The following is a 21,457-nucleotide window of genomic DNA, read 5'->3' on the forward strand; positions in this document are numbered from 1 at the left end:
GGAAGAATTCCTTCCCGATTTGCCCAATTGGTTAAGCTCCGGGCCCCAGAGCAAGGGGGGAGCGCCGGGCAGGGCGGTCCGGGGCGAATCAGGCGCTCGCGGCCAGTGCCCGCTTGACCGGGGCAAAGCTCATCCGGTGGTGGGCGCAGGGCCCGTGCGCCATCAGCGCCGCGGCATGGGCGGCGGTGCCATAACCCTTGTGCCGGGCAAAGCCATAGGACGGAAACGCCAGATCCATCTCCTTCATCAGCGCGTCGCGCACTGTCTTGGCGAGGATTGAGGCAGCCGAGATCGCGGGCTCGGTCAGGTCGCCCTTCACAATCGCTGTCGCCGCGCACGGAAAGCCGGCGGGCAGGGCGTTGCCATCCACCAATATATGCCCCGGCGCCAGGCCCAGCCCCGTCACGGCCCGCTCCATGGCGAGGAACGTCGCCTGGCGAATGTTCAGCCGGTCAATCTCTTCCGGGGTGGCATGCGCCACGCTCCACGCCGCTGCCCGGTCGCGGATCATCGGCGCCAGCGCATCGCGCTTTGCCTCGGTCAACTTCTTGGAATCGGTCAGGCCGTCGATGGGCCGCGCCGGGTCGAGGATCACCGCGCCTGCCGTCACCGGCCCCGCCCAGGGCCCGCGCCCGGCCTCGTCCACGCCCGCAATAAGGATCTGTGCTGTCGCCATCGCCCAACCAAAACGCGAGTCGCTCTTGCGCTCCAGCGCGCTCCGGGGTTCTACTGCACACATGACACAGCCATACCGCATCCAGATGCATGAGACCGGCGGGCCAGACGTGCTCAAGGTCGAGGATTTCATCCCCCGCAAGCCCGGCCCCGGCGAAGTGACCGTGCGCCAGAGCGCGGCGGGCCTCAACTTCATCGACACGTATCACCGCACCGGCCTCTATCCCGTGCGCTTTCCCTTCACGCCCGGCCAGGAGGGCGCCGGCGCGGTTCAGGAAGTCGGCGAGGGCGTCACCCATCTGAAGCCCGGCGACAAGGTCGCCTATCTGGGCAGCGGCACCTATGCCAGCCATTTCACCGGCCCGGCCGACCGAATGTTGCTCCTGCCGGATGACATCCGCCCGCAGGATGCCGCCGCCGTCCTTCTGAAAGGCCTCACCGCCTGGGCGCTGTTGTTCGAGGTCCGCCCGCTTCAGGCCGGGGAGACGATTCTCGTCTGGGCGCCGGTCGGCGGTGTCGGCAGCCTGCTCGTGCCATGGGCCGCCAGTCTCGGCGCGCGCGTCATCGCCGTCACCTCCACTGAGGCCAAGGCCGAAAAGGCAAGGGCGCTCGGCGCGTCCGACGTGATCATTGGCTATGAGGGCGTGGCCGACAAGGTGAAAGAATTGACCGGCGGGCGCGGCGTCGATGTCGCCTATGACAGTGTCGGCCGCATCAGCGCCGAGGAAAGCCTGAACAGCCTCCGGCCTGCGGGCTGGTTCGTCACTTATGGCAACGCCTCCGGCCCGGTTGAGCCGATCCCGCCCGGCCGTCTGGCCCAGGGCGGCTCACTGGTCATGACCCGGCCCACCCTGTTCCATTTCATTCCGGATGCGGACAGCCTCGCCCGCGGCGCCAGCTTCCTCTTCAGCGCCCTGAAATCCGGCACGATCCATGCCGACATCGGCCAGCGTTTCCCCCTCTCCGAAGCCGCAAAAGCCCACGAAGCCATCGAGAGCGGGACTACGACCGGCGCGACGGTGCTCGTCCCGTAGGGCGGGTCAAGACCCGCCAAACAAAGTCGCCAAGGAGAAACGCCATGCCGGATTATAGACGTCTCTATATTCCGGGTGGCACCTTCTTCTTCACGGTCACGCTCAAGAACCGTACCTCGGATGTGCTGACAGCAAATATTGAGTCGCTCCGCCAAAGCTGGCGAGACGTGCGCGCACGTCGCCCATTCGAGACGCCTGCTGCGGTCGTGCTGCCAGACCATACACATTTCATGATGACCTTGCCGGAAGGTGACCACGATTATTCAACCCGCATACGCCTCATCAAGGCAGGGTTCACCAAATGCCTGCCGGAGACCATAAAGGGCGAGGGCCGGAAGGGTGAACGGAATATCTGGCAACAGAGGTTCTGGGAGCATGCGATCCGGGATGAAAAGGATTATGAGGCGCACGTGAATTACATTCACCACAATCCGGTGAAGCACGGCTATGTCGACGATCCGGACGAATGGCCCTTTTCGACATGGCACCGCTTCAAACGCGACTATGGAAAAGCATGGAGACCTGGATAATGGCGGGTCTTGACCCGCCCTACAGGCTACAGACACCGAAACACCCGTAGGGCGGGTCAAGACCCGCCATGCCCCGGGGCGCGACACCATCAAAGTCGACATCGGCCAACGCTGAACTCAAGTTTAGAATTTCATTAGTCAACCAGACGAACAAAATAAACCTTATCCCACTCCTCCAAAACCTCCCGTATCCTTGCGGGCATGTTCGACCGGGACTCCCTCATCAAACGCGCACTGGAAACGGGCTGGCCTTTTGTGGCCGGGCTGATGGCGGAGCTGCGCGGCGCGCTCTCCGCGTCAGGCGAGGGCGCCGTGCAGCGCGCGGTCTATTATGCATCGCTCCGTACACTGCGCGCCCTGGAATCTCTGGTGCGGCGCATGCTCTATCTCATGTCGCTGGAACTGGAGGTCAGCTGGACCCCGTCAGCGCCGCGCGCATCGGCTATGGACTCATCTGGACCAGTTATGGACACTTTACGGACCAGCCAGACCGGCCCCGCGCGGCAGGCCCCGGCGCGCAAGCTCGCCATGCTCGACACGCTGACGCTCTATTTTCCGCCGTTGGAGCCGCTTGAAACGCCCCCGGCAAGATACGGGCCTCGCCCCTCGATCTGGATGCTGGGCATGCCCCGCGCGCCAGAGCCCGAAGGCCCGCCCGAGACGCTGGATCCCGCGCCGCTGCTGGCGCGGCTGGAGCGGCTCACCACAAGTTGCGCTGACCCCGCCGCCGAGGCGCGGCGCATGGCGCTGTGGCAGGCGCGTCGCCGGGCCGAGTTTCAGGCCGGCAAGCGCGGGCGCATGCATCCGCTGCGCATGGGCCGCCCGCCGGGCTATGTGAAAGACCGGCTGAGGCGCGACACGCTGCAGCGAAAACTCTGGGATTTCTGGCAGTTCTGCCATTGGGCCGATACGGCCACGGACCCGCCCGCGCGACCCGCCGGAGCAGGGCTGGCCCCGGCCTGACCGGGGCGGGCATTCGTTAAAATCTGGACATCGGGGGAGGCTGCAATCTCCGCCCACCCGCGCCTTGGGAGGGGCTAAGGGCGAGCGGAGCCATGGGCGGCTGGGTGCAATTGATGGGTACCGCCCATTCAGGTTCGGTGTGCTGCAGATATTACAGGTTCCGCAGACCCGGGGGGCGCAGCGCGAATCCGGGAGAGGGGTGTGTGTTCGCGCTACGGGTGAATTATGCGCCACAGGTCTGAAGGGCGCGTTTCCGCAAAGGGCGCAATTGCGCAGGCGCGGGCAAGCCTGCGGTAACCTTGATTCATCATTTAGGATTAAGGCGCGGGCTGTAACTCCAGCAACAGGGCCGGGTCGATATAGAAATCGCCGTCCCGGCTGCGCGCTTCGGGATTGCGCCACTTTACCGCCCAATGCAGGTGCGGCCCGGTCGTGCGGCCGGTATTGCCGGTTTTGGCCAACAAGTCGCCCGTGTCGACCTCATCGCCCGCCGCCACATCGACCGCTGACAGATGCATGAACACCGAGACCAGGCCATGGCCATGGTCCAGGAACACGGTGCCGCCTTCATAATAGAGATCCGGATCGGCCAGGATCACCACGCCCGGCGCGGGCGCGCGGACTTCGGTGCCCACCGGCGCGGCCATGTCATAGCCGCGATGCACCGATGTGCTCTCGCACGGCTCGCCGGTCACTTTCGAGACGCCGGTATATTTCCGCGTCGGCCCGAAAGGCGACGAGGTTGGCGCATCGGCCGGTTTCACAAAACCTTTCAGCGCGCCGGGGCCGGGATTGAAGCTGGCAAACGAGTCCTGCTTCTTCACCCAGCTGCGCGAGGCATGTGCCTTCTGTTCAGCCGAGCGGGCATCGACCTTGTCGCAGTCAAAGCCCGAAATTTCGCGGTATTCATCCTGGCGCTCGGCAATCTGGAGATCCCCGAATGCGCCGCTGTCATGCGACCAGCCGACAACACTCGGCGCGCGCGTGCTGAGCCCGGACTGCGCCGTGCCCATTTCGCTGACAGTCAGCTTTGTTCCCGCGACCGTGAACGTACTGCCCGGTTCGGCTGAACAAATCACCAGCCCGCCCTGTACCAGAACGCCGTCACATGTCGGCGCGATGACCTGAACAGGTGTCTCTGTATCAATTTCAGGCTCAGCCACCGGGGCTGGCGCAGCAGGAACAGGTGCCATGTCAGGCGCAGCAGGCGTTGGCGCAGGAGACTCTGCCGCTGCACACGCCACCACAAATGTTGCCAGTCCCGTCAGCAGCGCGCGGCGCATCAGTGACCAGCCTTGACCATGCGCTGGCTCGCCGCCTCGGCATCCCAGTAGGCTTCCTGCAGGTCCACGCTCCAATAGCGCAGGGCCTGGAGCGGGATCTTCCGGCCGGTCACCGCGCAGGTGACATAGTCTCCCGGCGCGATCATTTCGATGTCGGCGTCGAGATAGCGAAGGCGGGCTTCGCCGGCGGGGCGGCTGGATCGGTCAAGCATATGCGCGACCATGCCTGAAACAGCACCAAAAGAAAAGATGTAGCGCGCAGAAAGTTTCCTCTTTGTTCCGCAGAACAAATATGGTACATCCGACTCAGCAACGGCAAACGGGGGCCTTGCCAAATGCGGCCCCATGGTAGACCTAAGGAGACGACTCATGGCCAAAGCGGCGCTACAACTCGTGGACAAGGAATCAGGCGTGGACAAGCAGAAAGCTCTTGAAACAGCTTTGGGCAATATTGAGCGGTCCTTCGGCAAGGGCTCGGTCATGCGCCTTGGCGACAAGAAGGTGATGGATGTCGAAGCGGTGCCCACCGGTTCGCTCGGTCTCGACATTGCGCTCGGTATTGGCGGCCTGCCCAAGGGTCGTATCATCGAAATCTATGGTCCGGAAAGCTCGGGCAAGACGACGCTGGCCCTGCACAGCGTGGCAGAAGCCCAGAAGAATGGCGGCGTCTGTGCCTTCATCGACGCCGAACACGCGCTGGATCCGCTCTATGCGGGCAAGCTCGGTGTGGACCTTGATGACCTTCTGATCTCCCAGCCGGACACGGGTGAACAAGCACTCGAAATCGCTGACACGCTGGTCCGTTCTGGCGCGGTTGATCTACTGGTCATTGACTCGGTGGCGGCCCTCACGCCACGCGCTGAACTCGAAGGCGAGATGGGCGACTCTTTGCCAGGTCTGCAGGCCCGCCTGATGAGTCAGGCGCTGCGCAAGCTGACCGGCTCGATCTCCAAATCCAAATGTATGGTGATCTTCATCAACCAGATCCGCATGAAGATCGGCGTCATGTTCGGCAGCCCGGAGACCACGACCGGCGGGAACGCCCTGAAATTCTACGCCTCGGTCCGGCTCGACATCCGCCGCATTGGCGCGATCAAGGACCGGGACGAAGTGATCGGCAACCAGACACGCGTCAAAGTAGTCAAGAACAAGGTTGCGCCGCCCTTCCGCCAAGTCGAATTTGACATTCTTTATGGCGAAGGCATTTCCAAGACGGGTGAACTCATTGATCTTGGCGTGAAGGCTGAAGTCGTTGAAAAGGCTGGCTCCTGGTACTCCTACAAAGGAGAGCGCATGGGGCAGGGCCGCGAGAAGACCCGTAACTTCCTGAAGGAAAACCCGGCCATCGCCGACGAGATCGAGGATGCGATCCGGCGCAATGCAGGCCTTCTGGCGGATGAATTGCTGAATGCCGGCATGGAATCCGAACAGGATGACGATCTGCCAGACGCCGCAGAAGGCTGATCCACAGGATTTCTGGCCCTGAAATACGCATTTCAGGGCCAGAAGTACCCTCTCTCTCTCCAGAGAACTGTCCCTTTGTGGCGCACCCCGCTTGGCGTGCCGCAAAGGGACCTTTATATCGCCGGTGTAATAAGCGCGTCGATTGACTCGGCCGCAACACTGATCGCAAGGACACAGAGCTGCCCATGACCGGCGTAAACGAGATTCGCGAGACCTTTCTTTCCTTCTTCGAGAAGCGAGGGCACCTGCGTCAGGCATCTGCGCCGCTCATCCCGCAGAACGATCCCACCCTGCTCTTCGTCAATGCCGGTATGGTGCCGTTCAAGAACATCTTTACCGGTGCCGAGACGCCCCCCGGCCCGCGCGCGACGACATCTCAGAAATGCGTTCGCGCCGGCGGCAAGCACAATGACCTCGACAATGTCGGCTACACGGCCCGCCACCATACCTTTTTCGAAATGCTCGGGAATTTTTCCTTCGGCGACTATTTCAAGGAAGACGCAATCGAATTCGGTTGGGAGCTGTGCACCAAGGAATTCGCGCTCGACCCGAAAAAACTCCTCGTCACGGTCTATGCCGAAGACGATGAAGCCGCAGCGCTCTGGAAAAAGATCGCCGGCCTCGAGGATTCCCGGATCATCCGGATCGGCACATCGGACAATTTCTGGTCCATGGGTGACACCGGTCCGTGCGGCCCGTGTTCCGAAATCTTCTATGATCATGGCGAAAGCGTTCCCGGAGGCCCTCCCGGCAGCCCAGATGAGGACGGCGACCGCTTTATCGAGATCTGGAACCTCGTTTTCATGCAGTTCGACCAGCAGGCCGATGGCTCGCGCAAAAATCTCCCCAAGCCCTCCATTGATACCGGCATGGGTTTGGAGCGGATTTCGGCCGTCCTGCAGGGCGTCCACAATAATTACGACATCGATCTCTTCAAATCGCTGATCGCGGCCGAGGAAGACCTCTATGGTGCGAAGGCTGCAGGCGACCAGCTTGCCTCCTTCCGCGTCATCGCCGACCATTTGCGCACATCGGCCTTCCTGATTGCTGATGGCGTCCTGCCGTCGAATGAGGGCCGGGGATACGTCCTGCGCCGCATCATGCGCCGCGCGATGCGCCACGGACACCTGCTCGGCGCGCGCGAACCGCTGATGTACAAACTTGCCCCGGCGCTGATCTCGGAAATGGGCAAGGCCTATCCGGAGCTTGGCCGCGCCAAAGCCGCCATTGAGTCTGCCCTCGAACAGGAAGAGGCTCGCTTCCAGCGCACTTTGGGCAATGGCTTGTCGCTGCTCGACAAGGAAACGGCGGACATGAAGGCCGGCGATGCGCTGCCGGGCGACGTCGCCTTCAAACTGTCCGACACGTATGGTTTCCCCCTCGACCTCACGCAGGACATCCTGCGCGGGCGGGAGATGAGCGTCGATGTTGATGGTTTTGAAACCGCGCTCGAGCAACAGCGCCAGGATAGCCGCGCAGCAGGGTTCTCCTCCGGAGATCAGGCAACGGATGATATCTGGTTCCGCGTCCGCGACGATGCTGGCGCCACAAGTTTCACCGGCTATGATGGCACCGAAGGCAAGGGCAAGCTGGTCGCAATCGCTGCTGGCGGCGCACGGGTTGATGCACTGTCTGCCGGCCCGGCTGAACTCGTTTTCGACACAACGCCTTTCTATGCAGAATCCGGCGGTCAGGCCGGCGACCATGGTGAGATAGTGTTCGGTAACGGCGCGCGCTTCATCGTGCGCGATGTCCAGAAGCGTGCGGGAGACCTGCACGTTCACATCGGGGAACTCGTCTCGGGCGAAGTCAGGCTCGGCGACACGGCCAACCTGCATGTCGATGCCGCGCGTCGCCGCGCCATCATGGCCAACCATTCGGCAACCCACATCATGCATGCTGCCTTGCGCAATGTGCTTGGCGAACATGTCACGCAGAAGGGCTCATTGGTCGAGGCTGATCGCTTTCGTTTTGACTTTTCGCACAATGGTCCGATGACGCCAGCAGAACTCGAAGCGGTCGAGGATGAAGTCAATGCCCAGATTCGCGAAAACCACCCGACGGGCATTCAGGTAACTTCACCTGACAAGGCCATCGAAGCGGGGGCACTTGCATTGTTCGGTGAGAAGTATGGCGACGAAGTCCGTGTGCTGTCCATGGGCACCGGCGATGCACGGCGCTATTCGGTCGAACTGTGCGGCGGTACCCATGTCGAGCGTGCCGGGGATATCGGCGTATTCGTGATCATGTCAGAGAGTGGTGTGTCGGCAGGCGTGCGCCGAATCGAAGCGGCAACAGGCGCCGAGGCGCTGGCCTATCTCAAGGGACGCGCCCAGATTGCGGTAGACCTTGCCGAGAGCTTGAAAGTTCCGCTCAAGGATGTCCCGCGCCGAGTGGCTGCGCTCGGCGAGGAGCGCAGGTCGCTGGAAAAAGAACTGGCCGACGTCAAGCGCAAGCTCGCCATGGGCGGCGGCGGTGGCGCGCCGGCCGGGCCGGAAGAGATCAATGGCGTGAAACTGATGGCGCGCATTGCTGAAGGTGTGGGCGGCAAGGAGTTGCGCACGCTGGTGGATGAGGCCAAGGCCCAGATCGGATCCGGCATCGTGGCCTTTGTCGGCGTCGCCGATGGCAAGGCCGGTGTTGCCGTTGGGGTGACCAAGGACCTGACCGACACTTATTCGGCGGTCGATCTCGTCAAGGCGGCCAGCGAGGCGCTTGGTGGCAAGGGCGGTGGCGGACGGCCTGACATGGCTCAGGCGGGCGGCCCTGATACCGACAAGGCCGACGATGCGCTCGCCGCTGTTCGCGCGGCGATTGCGGGCTGATCCCCTCACGCGAACCGATTGACTCCCGCCACGGGGCGCCTATGTAGAGGCCCCGTGGTGATTTGGTCGGTCGGCTTGCAGCCACGTTAAACAACTTGCTAAAAGGCTGCGCGGGAAATCCGAACACGCTCACAGCAAGATTCCGACTGGCCGAAACTGGTAGCGGAGTAGAGCCTATGCCCATTCGAATTCCTGACGGTTTGCCCGCGCGCGACCTACTCGTACGTGAAGGCGTGCAGGTGCTCGATGAATCCATCGCAACGCGTCAGGATATTCGCCCGATGCGGATTGCGCTGCTCAATCTGATGCCGAACAAGATCGAGACGGAATCCCAGATCGCCCGCCTTGTCGGCGCGACGCCGCTGCAGGTGGAGTTGACTCTGGTGCGCATCGGCAGCCATGTGGCGCGCAACACGCCGGAGGATCACCTCATCTCCTTCTACCATACCTGGGATGAGGTTAAGGATCGCAAGTTTGACGGCTTCATCATTACCGGTGCGCCGATTGAGACCCTGCCGTTCGAGGACGTCACCTATTGGGACGAACTCACGCAAATTCTCGACTGGACCGAGACTCATGTTCATTCCAGCTTCTTCATCTGTTGGGGGGCCATGGCGGCCGTGCATCATTTTCATGGCGTGCCTAAGCATACTCTCGAAGAGAAGGCGTTTGGTGTCTATCGTCACCATAACCGCAAACCGGAATCTCCGTTCCTCACGGGCTTCTCGGATGATTTCTCGATCTCGGTGTCCCGCTGGACCGAAGTGCGCCGCGAAAATATTCCGTCCGGCAGTGGTCTGAATGTCCTGATGGAGAGTGACGAGACCGGGCTCTGCCTGTTGCATGAGGCGCGCGGCAACCGGCTTTATATCTTCAACCACATCGAATATGACTCAACCTCTCTGGAGAATGAGTATCGCCGAGATGTGGCGTCAGGTAAGCAGATTGCTGTGCCGGCCAATTACTTCCCGGATGACGACCCCAGCCGCAAGCCGAAAAATCGCTGGCGATCCCACGCGTTTCTTCTGTTTGGAAACTGGATCAATCAGATGTACCAGACCACGCCCTATAATCTGGAAGATATCGGGACGGATCGTGCCGGTGATAGCAAGACCAGATAACCGGTTTTTGTGAGTAGGCGGTAAGCTTTGGGTGGTCAGGCGGCAGCGGGCAATAATGGCTCGTCACTGCCCGGTTCCCACTGGGCATATTTCGCCATCACACTCTTGAACAGGGCGCTCTGCTTGTGACCGTCCAGCCAGACCTGTAGCGCAGGCAAATCCTGCGCCCGGAACCAGTCCATGTCGGTATGCGCATACTGGCGGACGAAGGGGAATATGGCCATATCGGCCAGGCTGCGCGTTGGCCGCACAAGCTGGCCGCCATGTGCTTCCAGCCTTGAATTAAGGTCCCGAAGTATGTCGAGCCCCGCCTCTCGCGCCGCGCCGGGGACAAGATCTTCGTCGGAGTACCGGTTGGGGTATTTATAGCGATCCAGCGCGTGTTTGAACACGCCATCATTGCGGGAGATCAACATGTCCGTCGTTTCCGGGTCTGCCGCCAGCCAGCCCTCGGGGTCATTCTGCGCCAGCGCCCACCGCATCACGTCGAGGCTCTCGTCCACGACCTCACCAGAGGTCGTTACCAGAACCGGCACCGTGCCTTTGGGACTGGCGGCCAGCATGTCGGCGGGCTTGTCGCGGAGTACCACTTCACGAACATGGACTGGCAGACCTGCCATCGACAGACCCATTCGTCCACGCATCGCATAGGGACAGCGCCGGAACGTATAGAGGATGTGCCCTGGCGCGCTCACGCGTCTTCGCTCCGCCGCGCCTCCGGGCCCATATGTTCCTGGCCTCGTTTGCGGGCAAGGTCGATTTGCTTCTGCCGTTCGGCGAAACGTGCGCGCTGTTCATCGCTCATTTCGTCAATACAGTGCGGGCAGGAAACGCCGGGTACATAGGCGGCCTCCGCCTTGTCTTCATCCGTGATCGGCCGTTTGCAGGCATGGCACATATCATAGCTGCCGGGGGTGAGATCATGGCGCACCGACACGCGTTCGTCGAAGACGAAACATTCGCCGCGCCATTTGCTGTCGGTCTCCGGCACGGTCTCGAGATATTTCAGAATGCCGCCTTTCAGGTGGAACACGTCGTCAATGCCTTCGGCCTTTACAAAGCTGGTCGCCTTTTCACAGCGGATGCCGCCGGTGCAGAACATGGCAACTTTGGGCGTGCGTCCTTCGGCTTCCAGCCGCTCACGGAACTTGCGGAACCAGTCCGGAAATTCGCGGAAAGTTTTTGTCTCCGGATCGATTGCGCCTTCGAACGTGCCGATAGAATATTCATAATCATTGCGCGTATCGATCAGCACAGTGTCCGGGTCGCTGATGAGGTCGTTCCACTCGGTTGGCTCGACATAGGTGCCGACCAGCGCATTCGGGTCTGTGCCCTGTATGCCCATGGTCACGATTTCCTTTTTCAGGCGCACTTTGAGGCGCAGGAAAGGCATCTCGTCGGTTTCGGAGAACTTGGCTTCAAGGTCGGCCGCGCCCGGCAGGGCACGCAAAGTGGCCAGCGCCGCCTCGACGCCGTTGGCTGTCCCGGCAATCGTGCCATTCACGCCCTCAGAGGCGAGCAGCACCGTGCCTTTTACGTCCGCGCCGCACAGTGTCTCCGCCAGCGCAGCCCGGCGGGCTTCAAAGTCCGGAAAGGAAAAGAATTTGTAGAAGGCGGCAACAGTGTAGGTCATGCGCGACCTTATGCCAGAATGTTGCAGCGATTTGAATATCCGGCAGCAGGCAGACGCCTAAGCCGGCTCGGACAATATGCGCGGCAATTTGAAAGTTACCGTTTCACGCGCTGTTTCGACCTTTTCAACCGACACATCGAAGCGCTCGGAACAGGCATTGATCACGCCCTGCACCAGGTCTTCCGGCGCGCTCGCTCCAGCCGTCAGGCCAAGTATGCTCACACCTTCAAACCAGGCCCAGTCGATATTCTCGGCGCTCGCGACCAGTTCTGCCCGTGCGGCGCCCGCACGTTTGGCCACTTCGACCAGGCGAACCGAATTCGAGCTTGTGGTCGCCCCGATCACGAGAACGAGATCTGTGCCGGGCGCGAACGACTTCACCGCTTCCTGACGATTGGTCGTGGCGTAGCAGATATCTTCCTTGTGAGGGCTTGAAATGCCCGGAAAGCGCGCCTGCAGCGCCGCCACGATGTCTGCTGTATCGTCAACAGAGAGGGTTGTCTGGGTCACGAAAGCGACATTGTCCGGATTCTTCGGCGCGAAGCTCGCCACGTCTTCAACGGTCTCGATCAGGGTGATTGTATCACCCGGCAACTGGCCCATCGTGCCAATCACTTCCGGGTGTCCGGCATGGCCGATCAGCACAATTTCCCGGCCTTCCCGGTGATGGCGCTCGGCCTCGACATGCACTTTGGAGACGAGTGGGCAGGTAGCGTCGACAAAGATCATGTTGCGGCGCTGGGCTTCGGCCGGCACGGATTTCGGCACGCCATGGGCGGAGAATATCACCGGGCGATCTTCCGGACATTCGTCCAGTTCTTCGACAAAGATAGCGCCCAGATCCTCGAGTCGGCTCACCACATGGGCATTGTGGACGATTTCGTGGCGCACATAGACCGGCGCGCCCCACTTTTCGAGCGCTTCCTCGACGATCTGGATGGCCCGATCAACGCCAGCGCAGAAGCCGCGCGGCGCCGCAAGTCGGATCACAAGAGGCTGCCTGTCGTTCATTTCATCCTACTTCCTGCCTGCGGGCGTTGCGCCGAGACGTCTGGGCCTTTAACACATCTGCAGCAACAGATGGACAGGCCTTTGCATCAGGCCAAGAAGGACACGCCGACGCATGATCAAATATGCCCCACTTCTCGCCGCGGTCATTCTCACTGGCTGTGGTGCCGGAAAGATCGCGGACAGTTTCGACACGCGCCAGAATGCCGGCCCGTGCCCACCCGTCGGTGCCCTCTATGATTCGTCGCGCTATGTCGAATTTGATGGTGGTGGCGAGCTGTATTCCAATATCGAATTCACGGGTGAAATCATCGATGTACGGCTGTTCTGCCGTTATGTTGAGGACAATCCACTGGAAGCTGAAGTCGAGATCGATTTCGCGTTCGGAAAAGGCCCCGCAGCGGATTCCAGTGCTCACACTTACCCTTACTACGTCGCGGTCACGCGCCGGAACGGCAAGGTGCTGGCAAAGAAATACTTCAACACCGAGGGCAATTTCCGGGGCCAGAACCTGACCGGAAAAACCGAAGTCATAGGCACAATCGAAATTCCGCGTGTGGATGAGTCGATTTCGGGCACGAACTTCGAAGTCGTCGTGGGGTTCGAACTGACCCAGGAGCAATTGGAATTCAACCGCGCGGGCAAGCGTTTCCGCATGGATGCCGGACAGTAACCAATGGCCAGCCTGATCAATGATCTGTCGGTGGCCGCCAGCGCCGCCTTTGAAGCCATGGGGCTGGAGTCGAAATGGGGCGCCGTGCGCCGCTCTGACAAGCCGGAATTCGCGGACTTCCAGTGTAACGGCGCAATGGGGGCGGCCAAGTCGGCCGGCAAGAACCCGCGCGAGATTGCCGGTGAGATCGCGGCGACACTGAAAGATCATCCCATGGTCCTGTCGGCAGAAGTCGCCGGGCCGGGCTTCATCAATATCCGCGTCTCCGACGAGGCGATGTCGGCGCGTGCTGCGGGCATCCTGTCGGACGACATGGCGGGCGGCGAACTGGCGGCTGACCCCAAGGTCACTGTGATCGACTTTGGTGGCCCGAACGTGGCCAAGCCGATGCATGTCGGACATCTGCGCTCCGCCGTGATCGGCGACACATTGGTGCGACTACTCCGTTTTCTCGGCGACAAGGTAACAGGCGACACCCATCTCGGCGACTGGGGGCTCCAGATGGGCCACCTCGTGACAGAACTGTATGACGAGCAGCCCGATCTGATCTATTTCGACGCCGTCTATGAGGGCCCGTATCCGGAACAGCCACCCGTCACGATCGAAGACCTCGCACGCCTCTACCCGGCGGCCAGCAACAAGGCCAAGGCGGATGCGGCGCGCAATGAGCGCAGCCAGAAGGCCGTGGCCGAACTCCAGGCCGGGCGACCAGGTTATCGCGCCCTGCTGCGACATTTCATTGATGTGTCGGTCGCTGCGCTCAAGATCGACTATGAATTCCTGAACGTTCATTTCGACCTGTGGAAGGGCGAGAGTGATGTCGATCACTTGATCCCGGGTCTCGTCGAGAAGTTCAAGGACGCCGGCCTTTCCGAAGAAGACGACGGCGCCGTGATCGTTCGCATCGAGCGTGAGAGCGACAAGAAGGACATGCCGCCGATCATGCTGGTCAACAGCCGCGGCGGCACGGGCTATCATACCACCGACCTCGCGACGATTGAGGACCGGATGGAGCATATGGATCCAGTTCCGGAACTGATGCTCTATGTCGTGGACCAACGTCAGGCGCTGCATTTCGAACAGGTCTTCCGCGCCGCCGAAATGCTGGGCCTGATCGATGAAGGCCATATGGAACACATCGGCTTCGGCACGGTGAACGGTCCCGACGGCAAGCCTTTCAAGACCCGCGAAGGCGGCGTGCTTCGGCTGGCGGACCTCAACGCCATGGCCTTCGAAGAAGCCCAGAAGAAGATTGCGGAAGCCGGAAAGCTGCCGGAAGACATGTCGGAAGACGAGCGCCGGGATGTTGCCGCCAAGGTGGCGCTGGCGGCACTGCGCTTCTCGGACCTGCACAACACCCGGACTAGTAACTACGTCTTTGATCTCGACCGCTTCACGAGCTTTGAGGGCAAGACTGGGCCATATTTGCTCTATGCGGCCGTGCGGATCAAATCGGTCCTGCGCAAGGCAGAAGAGGCTGGCCACAAGGCTGGCGAGATCCGGATCGGCCATGACGCCGAACGCGCGCTTGTGTTGCAACTGGATGGCTTCGCGGCGACGCTGCTGCAGGCGCGTGAAAAGCGTATGCCGCACATCCTCTGCGAGCATGTCTACAATCTCGCGCAGGGGTTCAGCGCCTTCTATGCTGCGCTGCCGATTGCGTCCGAAGTAGACCCTGACCTTCGCGCCAGCCGGCTTGCCCTGTCAGCCGCCGTGCTCAAGCAACTCGAAACTGGCCTCGACCTTCTCGGCATTCGCATTCCGGAGCGCATGTAGCTACGTATTGCCTTGGCCCAACTCCTCGCTGATCCTCTTCGGAGAGATCAGTCAGTAGAGGAGTTCCGATATGGCCAAGACCATGCCAGTCCCGGTGGAGACCAGTTCAGACAGCGCGTACCAATGGGAGTTTGCATCCCAATGGTCGAAAGCCTGGAAAGTCATCAAATGGTCTGGAGCGGCGCTGCTGATGCTCGCCTTCCTGACCGTGATCGGACAGGGATTTCTGTTCTACCGCCTGTTCGACGATGTGCACCCGGTGCTGGGGTACGCGTTCATCCTGCTGCTGGCGGGATTGTTGCTTTTGCTGGTCGGGCGGCCCCTCGCGTCATTCCTGTCCATGCCCGTCGCAGCGAAACCGCCCCATACGCCGTTCGACATTGAAAACCCGGACATATCGCTCCTGTCGCAGCGCCTGAAATACGATTTGAAATATCTCACCATGTTGAAGCGCAATCCGCTCCTGGTCGAGGACGTGGCGTCTATCGAGGAAGGCATGGTGGCCGGGCGCGCTTTGCTGGCCCGGTTCGCGGCGGCGGACATGACAGAGGCCGCCACGGTCGCAGCAGACCTTGAAGCTTTCCAGAAGCGCCATATCGAAATCCATCTCAAGAAACTCGACGCCAAGGTCGACAAGCTGATCCATGCCGAAGCGGTCGGCGTCGGCGTGGCCACGGCTTTCTCCATGAACGGCACCGTTGATGCTTTCGTGGTGCTGTGGCGCAATGCGAACTTGATCGCGAAGATTTCCCAGATCTATTTTGGCCGCCCACATCTCGGCGGCACATTACTGATCCTTCGGGACGTGGCGGCCATCGTCGTGGTCAGCCGTGCGTTGGAAGATGTGACCGACATGACGGGGGATGTGATCGGCGGCCTGTTGGGGCGTATGGGCGGATTGATCGCCGGACCGGTCATGGACGGAGCGGTAAACGCCATGCTGACCCTGAAGATGGGGTATCTCGCCAAGCGCCGCTGCCGGGCCTTTGAAGGCTGGTCCGCGCGACAGGCCCGCTCGATTTCTGCCGAAGCACTTGCACGCGTGAAAAAGGAATCCGGCTCGGTCGCGACGGATCTGCTCAAGCGTTGCGGCGGGCTTACTTCGCGCGCGGCCTGGGCGGCAGAGCAGACCATGTCGGGCTCGAAAAATGCGTGGTCGATGGTGCAGGGGTGGTTTGGGCGCAAGGCGACGGAAGTCTGATGCACGCCGGCCTGCCTGTTCGCCGGGCAGTGTCGGCGTTCGGGCAGGCGATTGCTGACTCTGCGCTTGCTGGCCATCAGAATCCGCGCTAGTTCGACTCGTATAGACGAACTCCTCCCGGGAGAGAGCGGGTACCCAACCCCGCCGCCGAAGGCGCAACCGCCCCGGAAACGCTCAGGCAAAAGGACCGGGAGAGAGACAACACGCTGGAAAGAGACGGGCTGATGGTGCCGTCTCGCCGAAGGAGCAAGCCCGCATGCCGGGCGGAATCTCTCAGGCGCCCAGGACAGCGGGGGCGACGATGCGCAGCTTGAGGCTGCCCCGTCTCCTTATGAAAGGGCGTCATGGACGACACGACGACAGAGAATTTGAAGCGCACGCCGCTCCATGCCTTGCACGAAGAGCTGGGCGCGAAGCTTGTGCCGTTCGCCGGCTATGAAATGCCGGTTCAGTATCCAATGGGCGTCAAGGACGAGCATCTCTGGACGCGCACGCAGGCGGGCCTGTTTGATGTTTCCCATATGGGGCCATGCTTCCTGTCGCTGGCCGATGGCATTGGCGGCGGTGATGACGCGCATGCCGAGATCGCCGCGCTGGTCGAGACGCTGGTGCCGTCAGATATTGCAAGTCTCAAGGAGGGCCAGGCGCGCCTGACTGTGCTGCTCAATGAAGAGGGCGGCATTCTGGATGACCTCATCATCACCCGCCCGATCGGGGAAGATGCGCAAGGTTCGCTCTACATTGTCGTGAACGGCGCTGTGAAGGAAGCTGACTGGGCGCTCTTTGAGCGGACATTTGAAGGCAAGGCCGTATTGACGCGCGCCGATGACCGTATCCTGTTCGCCCTGCAAGGCCCGAAGGCCGCTGATGTGATGAGCGACTTCTTCCCGGGCTGCGAAGATCTGAAATTCATGCGACACATGCCATTCGAACTGAACGGATCGCGCTGCATCGTGTCGCGCTGTGGCTATACGGGCGAGGACGGGTTTGAAGTGCTTGTCTCGCCGGAGGCTGGCCTGCCGCTCGTCAAGGAAATGCTGACCGACGACCGGGTGAAACCGATCGGTCTTGGCGCGCGGGATTCCCTGCGTCTCGAGGCTGGGCTTTGCCTCTATGGCCACGACATGGACACGACCCGCGACCCGGTCGAGGCAGACCTTGCCTGGGTGATCCAGAAGAAACGCCGTGAACGCGCTGACTTTCCGGGGGCGGAACGTATTATGAAGGCTCTCGCCGCCGGCCCGGCTGAAGTTCGTGTTGGTATCCAGCCGCTGGAGCGCGCGCCAGCCCGAGAGGGAACCGTGATCGAAGTTGATGGCAAAGCAGTTGGCATTGTCACGTCCGGTGGCTTTGGACCTAGTGTCGATGCGCCCATCGCAATGGGTTATGTGCGAGCAGACCTGGCTGAGCCTGGCACGAAAATCGATCTGATGGTGAGAGGCAAGGCGCGTCCCGCAGAAGTGTGCGCGCTGCCTTTCGTGGCACACAATTACAAACGCTGAGAGGGAATTGGGCATGACAACTTACTATACTGAAGACCATGAATGGATCACCGTGGATGGCGATGTCGCCACGGTTGGGATCACCAAATACGCCGCCGAGCAGCTCGGCGATGTTGTGTTTGTCGAAGTGCCGGAAGCGGGTGCCAGCTTCGCCAAGGGCGACGACATGGCGGTGGTCGAAAGCGTCAAGGCGGCTTCGGATGTATATGCCCCCGTCGGCGGTGAAGTCGTGGAGGGCAATGCCGCCCTCGCTGACGCACCTGAGACGGTCAACGAAGACCCTGAAGGCAAAGGCTGGTTTTGCAAGTTGAAACTGACCGATGCCGGCGAACTTGGATCGCTGATGAATGCGGATGCCTACAAGGCATTTTGTGACGGCCTGTAGGCGTTGATGGAGTAGCACATATGAGATACCTCCCCCTGACCCCGGAAGACCGTGCAGAAATGCTGGCGACCATCGGCGCCAAAACAGTCGATGAATTCTTCACGGACGTACCTGAAGCTGCGCGCCTCGGCAGCACGATTGAAGGCTTGCCGGACCATCAGGGGGAGCTCGCCGTCGAGCGCCACATGTCGAATCTCGCGGCCAAGAACCGGTCGGCCTCGTCCGGTCCGTTCTTTGTCGGGGCGGGCGCCTACAAGCATCATGTTCCGGCTACGGTCGACATGGTGATCCAGCGCTCTGAATTCCTGACGACGTATACGCCCTACCAGCCAGAAATCGCGCAGGGCACGCTGCAAACCTTGTTCGAATTCCAGACCCAGGTTGCGGCGATGACCGCCATGGATGTGGCAAACGCCTCGATGTATGACGGCTCCACAGCCTGTGCCGAGGCGGCCATCATGGCGACGCGGGTGACGCGCCGGAAGAAGGTGATTCTGTCGGGCGGGCTGCACCCGCACTATGCCGCCGCCACCAAAATGGTGTGCGAGGCGCAAGGGTTCGAAGTGGTCCAGTTGCCCGCAACTATGGATGGAGAGAATGCGCTGGCCGATGCGGTAGACGATCAGACCGCCTGCGTCATCGGCCAGAGCCCGAACATTTTTGGGACGGTGACCGATCTTTCGAAATCTGCCGACGCCGCGCATGAAAAAGGCGCGCTGCTTGTGTCGGTCTTCACCGAAGCTGTCTCGCTGGGCCTTGTCACGCCGCCAGGAGAGATGGGCGCGGACATTGCCGTGGGCGAGGGCCAGTCCATCGGGAACGGACTCAATTTCGGTGGGCCCTATGTCGGCCTGTTCGCCTGTACCCAGAAACTGGTGCGCCAGATGCCGGGGCGCCTGTGCGGCGAGACCGTTGACGCCAACGGTGATCGCGGGTTCGTGCTGACGCTGTCGACCCGCGAACAGCACATCCGCCGTGACAAGGCGACTTCCAATATCTGTACCAATTCCGGCCTGTGCGCACTGGCCTTCACGGCGCATATGACGCTGCTGGGCGGCAAGGGGCTGGAGCAGCTGGCCCTGCTGAACCATGAGGCGGCCTGCGATCTTGCGGAGGCATTGGAGGCGGTGCCCGGCATCGAAATCCTGACACCGCGTTTCTTCAATGAGTTTGCCTTCCGCACGCCGATGGACGCCGAAGCCGTGCTGGCCATGCTGGATGAGGCCGGTGTGGTCGGCGGCGTCCGCGCCAGCCGCCTCTTCCCCGATGGGCATATGGGTGACGTGATTATTTGCGCCGCCACCGAATGCACGACACCGGAAGACATAGCCGCCTATGCCGCGGCGCTGACTGAGGTGCTTTGATGACGCTTGAATGCAGATTTAAACCCGGCGTAGGGCCGCTCCCAATCCGGTTCGGGATGTCTCGGGGCGAGGTTGAGCAGTGCTTCGGTTTTAAGGCGCGGCAGTTCTTCCGGACGCAAAGCTCAGCTTTTCCGGCTCATGAATATTGCCACGACGACGGCACAGTGTTTGTTTATTTTACCGGAAGTGGCACTGTCGAGGCGGTCGAATTCGATGATCGCGCGCGAATTACTTGGGATAATTACCTCCTCACGGGACGCACCAGCGAGGACGCTCGTCGTCTTTTCGAGAGCAAGGGTTTCTCAAGCATCGGCAGTTTAGACGTTATAGTAAGTCCGGAAGTCGGCATAAGCTTCTGGTTTCCCTACCTTGCTGATGAACCTGAGCGAACAGCTGAGGCGGTGCTCGTGGCCCGCAGTGAATATTTTGACGAGGTGAAACCGATATGACCATGAACATGCAAGGCCGCCCGACGGCGCCGACTTCGGCTTCGGTAGCTGCCATCGAGACCATGTCTGGCTCGCGGGGCCTGTTGCAGGCTGAAGGCCTGATCTTCGAGATCGGGACGTCTGAGACAACCGGCGTTGACCTGCCCGCGCCGCAGAACCGGAGCGGACGCCTTGGCGGCGTTGCGCGCAGCCAGCCGGCCGGCCTGCCGGGTCTGTCGGAGCCACAGACCGTGCGCCATTACATGCGCCTCAGCCAGAAGAACTATGCCATCGACCTTGGCCTGTTCCCGCTCGGCAGCTGCACGATGAAACACAATCCGCGTCTCAACGAGAAGCTCGCGCGCTTGCCCGGCTTTGCGGATATCCACCCGCTGCAGCCGCAGGCAACCGTGCAGGGCGCACTGGAACTGATCGACGAATTGGCCACTTGGCTGAAGACACTAACCGGCATGCCTGCGGTTGCGATGAGCCCCAAAGCCGGGGCGCATGGCGAGTTCTGCGGCATGATGGCAATCCGTCAGGCGCTGGTCGCGCGCGGCGAGGCCGAGACCCGCAAGCGCGTTCTTGTGCCGGCCTCCGCCCACGGAACGAATCCGGCAACCGCCGTTCAGTGCGGCTTCATCGTGGACGAGATCAAGGCCAATGCGCGCGGCCGCGTCGACATGGATTCGTTGAAGGCGAAGCTCGAAAAATCCGACGACATTGCCGGCATTATGCTGACCAATCCAAATACCTGCGGCCTGTTCGAGACCGACATCAAGGAGATCGCCGACCTGATCCATGCGGCTGGCGGATACTTCTATTGCGACGGTGCGAACTTCAACGCCATCGTTGGCCGGGTCCGTCCCGGTGACCTTGGCGTCGATGCGATGCACATCAATCTCCACAAGACCTTCTCCACCCCGCATGGTGGCGGCGGACCGGGCTCTGGCCCGACTGTGTTGTCAGATGCACTCGCGCCTTACGCGCCCGTGCCCTTCGTTGTGAAGGATGAAGACGGGGTCTTCCGCCTCGTGGAGGACATGGAAGGTGATGCGAGCGAGAGCTTTGGCCGCATGGTGGCCTTTCATGGCCAGATGGGCATGTTCGTCCGGGCGCTGACCTATATGCTCAGCCACGGCGCAGACGGCTTGAAGCAGGCCTCTGAAGATGCCGTGCTGAACGCCAACTATATTCAGGCGCGCCTGAAATCCGTCATGACACCAGCTTTCGATGGCTATTGCATGCATGAGGCATTGTTCTCCGATGCCTTCACGGCGGACGGGATCGAGACGATTGATATTGCGAAATCCCTCATCGATGAGGGCTATCATCCGATGACCATGTACTTCCCTCTGGTCGTGCATGGGGCGATGCTGATTGAGCCGACCGAGTCAGAATCGAAAGCCGAGCTGGATCGCTTTTGTGACTCGCTGGAGGCGATTGCCCGGCGTGCTGCACAGGGCGATGAAACGATGAAGGGCGCGCCCTATCTCGCCCCGATGCGTCGCCTGGACGAAACGCAGGCCGCCCGCAAGCCTGTGCTCAAGTGGACACCGCCAGAAACGAGTTCCGTCGCGGCGGAATAAGGA

General features: G+C 61.3%; 20 protein-coding genes and 2 riboswitches. Of the genes, 14 read left to right on the forward strand and 6 right to left on the reverse strand.

Features of this window, described 5'->3' with window-relative positions; all coding sequences use genetic code 11:
- Positions 1-88: 88 nt before the first annotated feature.
- Entirely contained in the window at positions 89-676 is a 588-nt protein-coding gene (gene rnhB, locus CFA77_RS05460; protein ID WP_206992580.1) for a ribonuclease HII, read from the reverse strand.
- A 61-nt stretch (positions 677-737) separates the two neighbouring features.
- Between rnhB and CFA77_RS05465 the strand changes: the two genes are divergently transcribed.
- The 3 genes from CFA77_RS05465 to CFA77_RS05475 all read left to right on the forward strand — a co-directional run bounded on the left by CFA77_RS05465 (position 738) and on the right by CFA77_RS05475 (position 3,202).
- On the forward strand, positions 738-1,709 hold the full coding sequence (locus CFA77_RS05465; protein WP_206992581.1) for a quinone oxidoreductase: 972 nt from the start codon (positions 738-740) through the stop codon (positions 1,707-1,709).
- Between the two features lie 44 nt (positions 1,710-1,753).
- The gene (locus CFA77_RS05470; RefSeq protein WP_206992582.1) at positions 1,754-2,239 is read left to right on the forward strand and encodes a transposase; all 486 of its coding nucleotides are present in this window, start codon (positions 1,754-1,756) and stop codon (positions 2,237-2,239) included.
- A gap of 201 nt (positions 2,240-2,440) precedes the next feature.
- Positions 2,441-3,202 (forward strand): hypothetical protein, encoded by a 762-nt coding sequence (locus CFA77_RS05475; protein WP_206992583.1) that lies wholly within the window; start codon positions 2,441-2,443, stop codon positions 3,200-3,202.
- 317 nt (positions 3,203-3,519) lie between these two features.
- Here CFA77_RS05475 and CFA77_RS05480 read toward each other — a convergent pair whose 3' ends face one another.
- A complete protein-coding gene (locus tag CFA77_RS05480; protein ID WP_206992584.1) occupies positions 3,520-4,485 on the reverse strand; it encodes a M23 family metallopeptidase in 966 nt (321 codons plus the stop codon).
- Entirely contained in the window at positions 4,485-4,697 is a 213-nt protein-coding gene (locus CFA77_RS05485) for a DUF2093 domain-containing protein (protein ID WP_206992585.1), read from the reverse strand. The genes CFA77_RS05480 and CFA77_RS05485 overlap by 1 nt, the downstream gene beginning before the upstream one ends.
- Before the next feature lie 157 nt (positions 4,698-4,854).
- Between CFA77_RS05485 and recA the strand changes: the two genes are divergently transcribed.
- The 3 genes from recA to metA all read left to right on the forward strand — a co-directional run bounded on the left by recA (position 4,855) and on the right by metA (position 9,895).
- The gene (gene recA, locus CFA77_RS05490) at positions 4,855-5,949 is read left to right on the forward strand and encodes a recombinase RecA (RefSeq protein ID WP_206992586.1); all 1,095 of its coding nucleotides are present in this window, start codon (positions 4,855-4,857) and stop codon (positions 5,947-5,949) included.
- Between the two features lie 185 nt (positions 5,950-6,134).
- Positions 6,135-8,774 (forward strand): alanine--tRNA ligase, encoded by a 2,640-nt coding sequence (gene alaS / locus CFA77_RS05495; protein ID WP_206992587.1) that lies wholly within the window; start codon positions 6,135-6,137, stop codon positions 8,772-8,774.
- Positions 8,775-8,818: 44 nt separating this feature from the next.
- Positions 8,819-8,896: riboswitch (SAM riboswitch) on the forward strand.
- A 54-nt stretch (positions 8,897-8,950) separates the two neighbouring features.
- On the forward strand, positions 8,951-9,895 hold the full coding sequence (gene metA, locus CFA77_RS05500) for a homoserine O-succinyltransferase (protein ID WP_206992588.1): 945 nt from the start codon (positions 8,951-8,953) through the stop codon (positions 9,893-9,895).
- Positions 9,896-9,930: 35 nt separating this feature from the next.
- Here metA and CFA77_RS05505 read toward each other — a convergent pair whose 3' ends face one another.
- Genes CFA77_RS05505 through ispH form a run of 3 tightly spaced genes read right to left on the reverse strand, consistent with a single transcriptional unit; the run spans position 9,931 to position 12,539 of the window.
- Entirely contained in the window at positions 9,931-10,590 is a 660-nt protein-coding gene (locus CFA77_RS05505) for a glutathione S-transferase (protein ID WP_206992589.1), read from the reverse strand.
- Complete coding sequence (locus tag CFA77_RS05510) at positions 10,587-11,528, reverse strand: rhodanese-related sulfurtransferase (RefSeq protein ID WP_206992590.1); 942 nt, start codon at positions 11,526-11,528, stop codon at positions 10,587-10,589. Before CFA77_RS05510 ends, CFA77_RS05505 begins: the two co-directional genes overlap by 4 nt.
- A 57-nt stretch (positions 11,529-11,585) precedes the next feature.
- On the reverse strand, positions 11,586-12,539 hold the full coding sequence (gene ispH / locus CFA77_RS05515; RefSeq protein WP_206992591.1) for a 4-hydroxy-3-methylbut-2-enyl diphosphate reductase: 954 nt from the start codon (positions 12,537-12,539) through the stop codon (positions 11,586-11,588).
- A gap of 112 nt (positions 12,540-12,651) precedes the next feature.
- Here ispH and CFA77_RS05520 point away from each other — a divergent pair, with 112 nt between their 5' ends.
- The 8 genes from CFA77_RS05520 to gcvPB all read left to right on the forward strand — a co-directional run bounded on the left by CFA77_RS05520 (position 12,652) and on the right by gcvPB (position 21,454).
- Positions 12,652-13,209, forward strand: coding sequence for a hypothetical protein (locus CFA77_RS05520; protein ID WP_242517498.1), 558 nt, complete (start codon positions 12,652-12,654; stop codon positions 13,207-13,209).
- A gap of 3 nt (positions 13,210-13,212) precedes the next feature.
- A complete protein-coding gene (gene argS / locus CFA77_RS05525) occupies positions 13,213-14,985 on the forward strand; it encodes an arginine--tRNA ligase (protein ID WP_206992592.1) in 1,773 nt (590 codons plus the stop codon).
- A gap of 70 nt (positions 14,986-15,055) precedes the next feature.
- The gene (locus CFA77_RS05530) at positions 15,056-16,186 is read left to right on the forward strand and encodes a DUF697 domain-containing protein (RefSeq protein ID WP_206992593.1); all 1,131 of its coding nucleotides are present in this window, start codon (positions 15,056-15,058) and stop codon (positions 16,184-16,186) included.
- A 108-nt stretch (positions 16,187-16,294) separates the two neighbouring features.
- A riboswitch (glycine riboswitch) is annotated at positions 16,295-16,386 on the forward strand.
- Positions 16,387-16,530: 144 nt separating this feature from the next.
- Positions 16,531-17,688: a glycine cleavage system aminomethyltransferase GcvT gene (gene gcvT, locus CFA77_RS05535; protein WP_206992594.1), complete on the forward strand. Its 1,158-nt coding sequence runs from the start codon at positions 16,531-16,533 to the stop codon at positions 17,686-17,688.
- A gap of 13 nt (positions 17,689-17,701) precedes the next feature.
- Positions 17,702-18,073, forward strand: coding sequence for a glycine cleavage system protein GcvH (gene gcvH, locus CFA77_RS05540; protein WP_206992595.1), 372 nt, complete (start codon positions 17,702-17,704; stop codon positions 18,071-18,073).
- Positions 18,074-18,093: 20 nt separating this feature from the next.
- Entirely contained in the window at positions 18,094-19,437 is a 1,344-nt protein-coding gene (gene gcvPA / locus CFA77_RS05545; RefSeq protein WP_206992596.1) for an aminomethyl-transferring glycine dehydrogenase subunit GcvPA, read from the forward strand.
- Positions 19,437-19,886, forward strand: a complete 450-nt coding sequence (locus CFA77_RS05550) for a hypothetical protein (RefSeq protein WP_206992597.1) — start codon at positions 19,437-19,439, stop codon at positions 19,884-19,886. The genes gcvPA and CFA77_RS05550 overlap by 1 nt, the downstream gene beginning before the upstream one ends.
- Positions 19,883-21,454 (forward strand): aminomethyl-transferring glycine dehydrogenase subunit GcvPB, encoded by a 1,572-nt coding sequence (gcvPB, locus tag CFA77_RS05555; RefSeq protein WP_242517499.1) that lies wholly within the window; start codon positions 19,883-19,885, stop codon positions 21,452-21,454. The genes CFA77_RS05550 and gcvPB overlap by 4 nt, the downstream gene beginning before the upstream one ends.
- Positions 21,455-21,457 lie beyond the last annotated feature (3 nt).

The sequence above is a fragment of the Hyphomonas sp. KY3 genome, assembly GCF_017309975.1.
Lineage (GTDB): Bacteria > Pseudomonadota > Alphaproteobacteria > Caulobacterales > Hyphomonadaceae > Hyphomonas.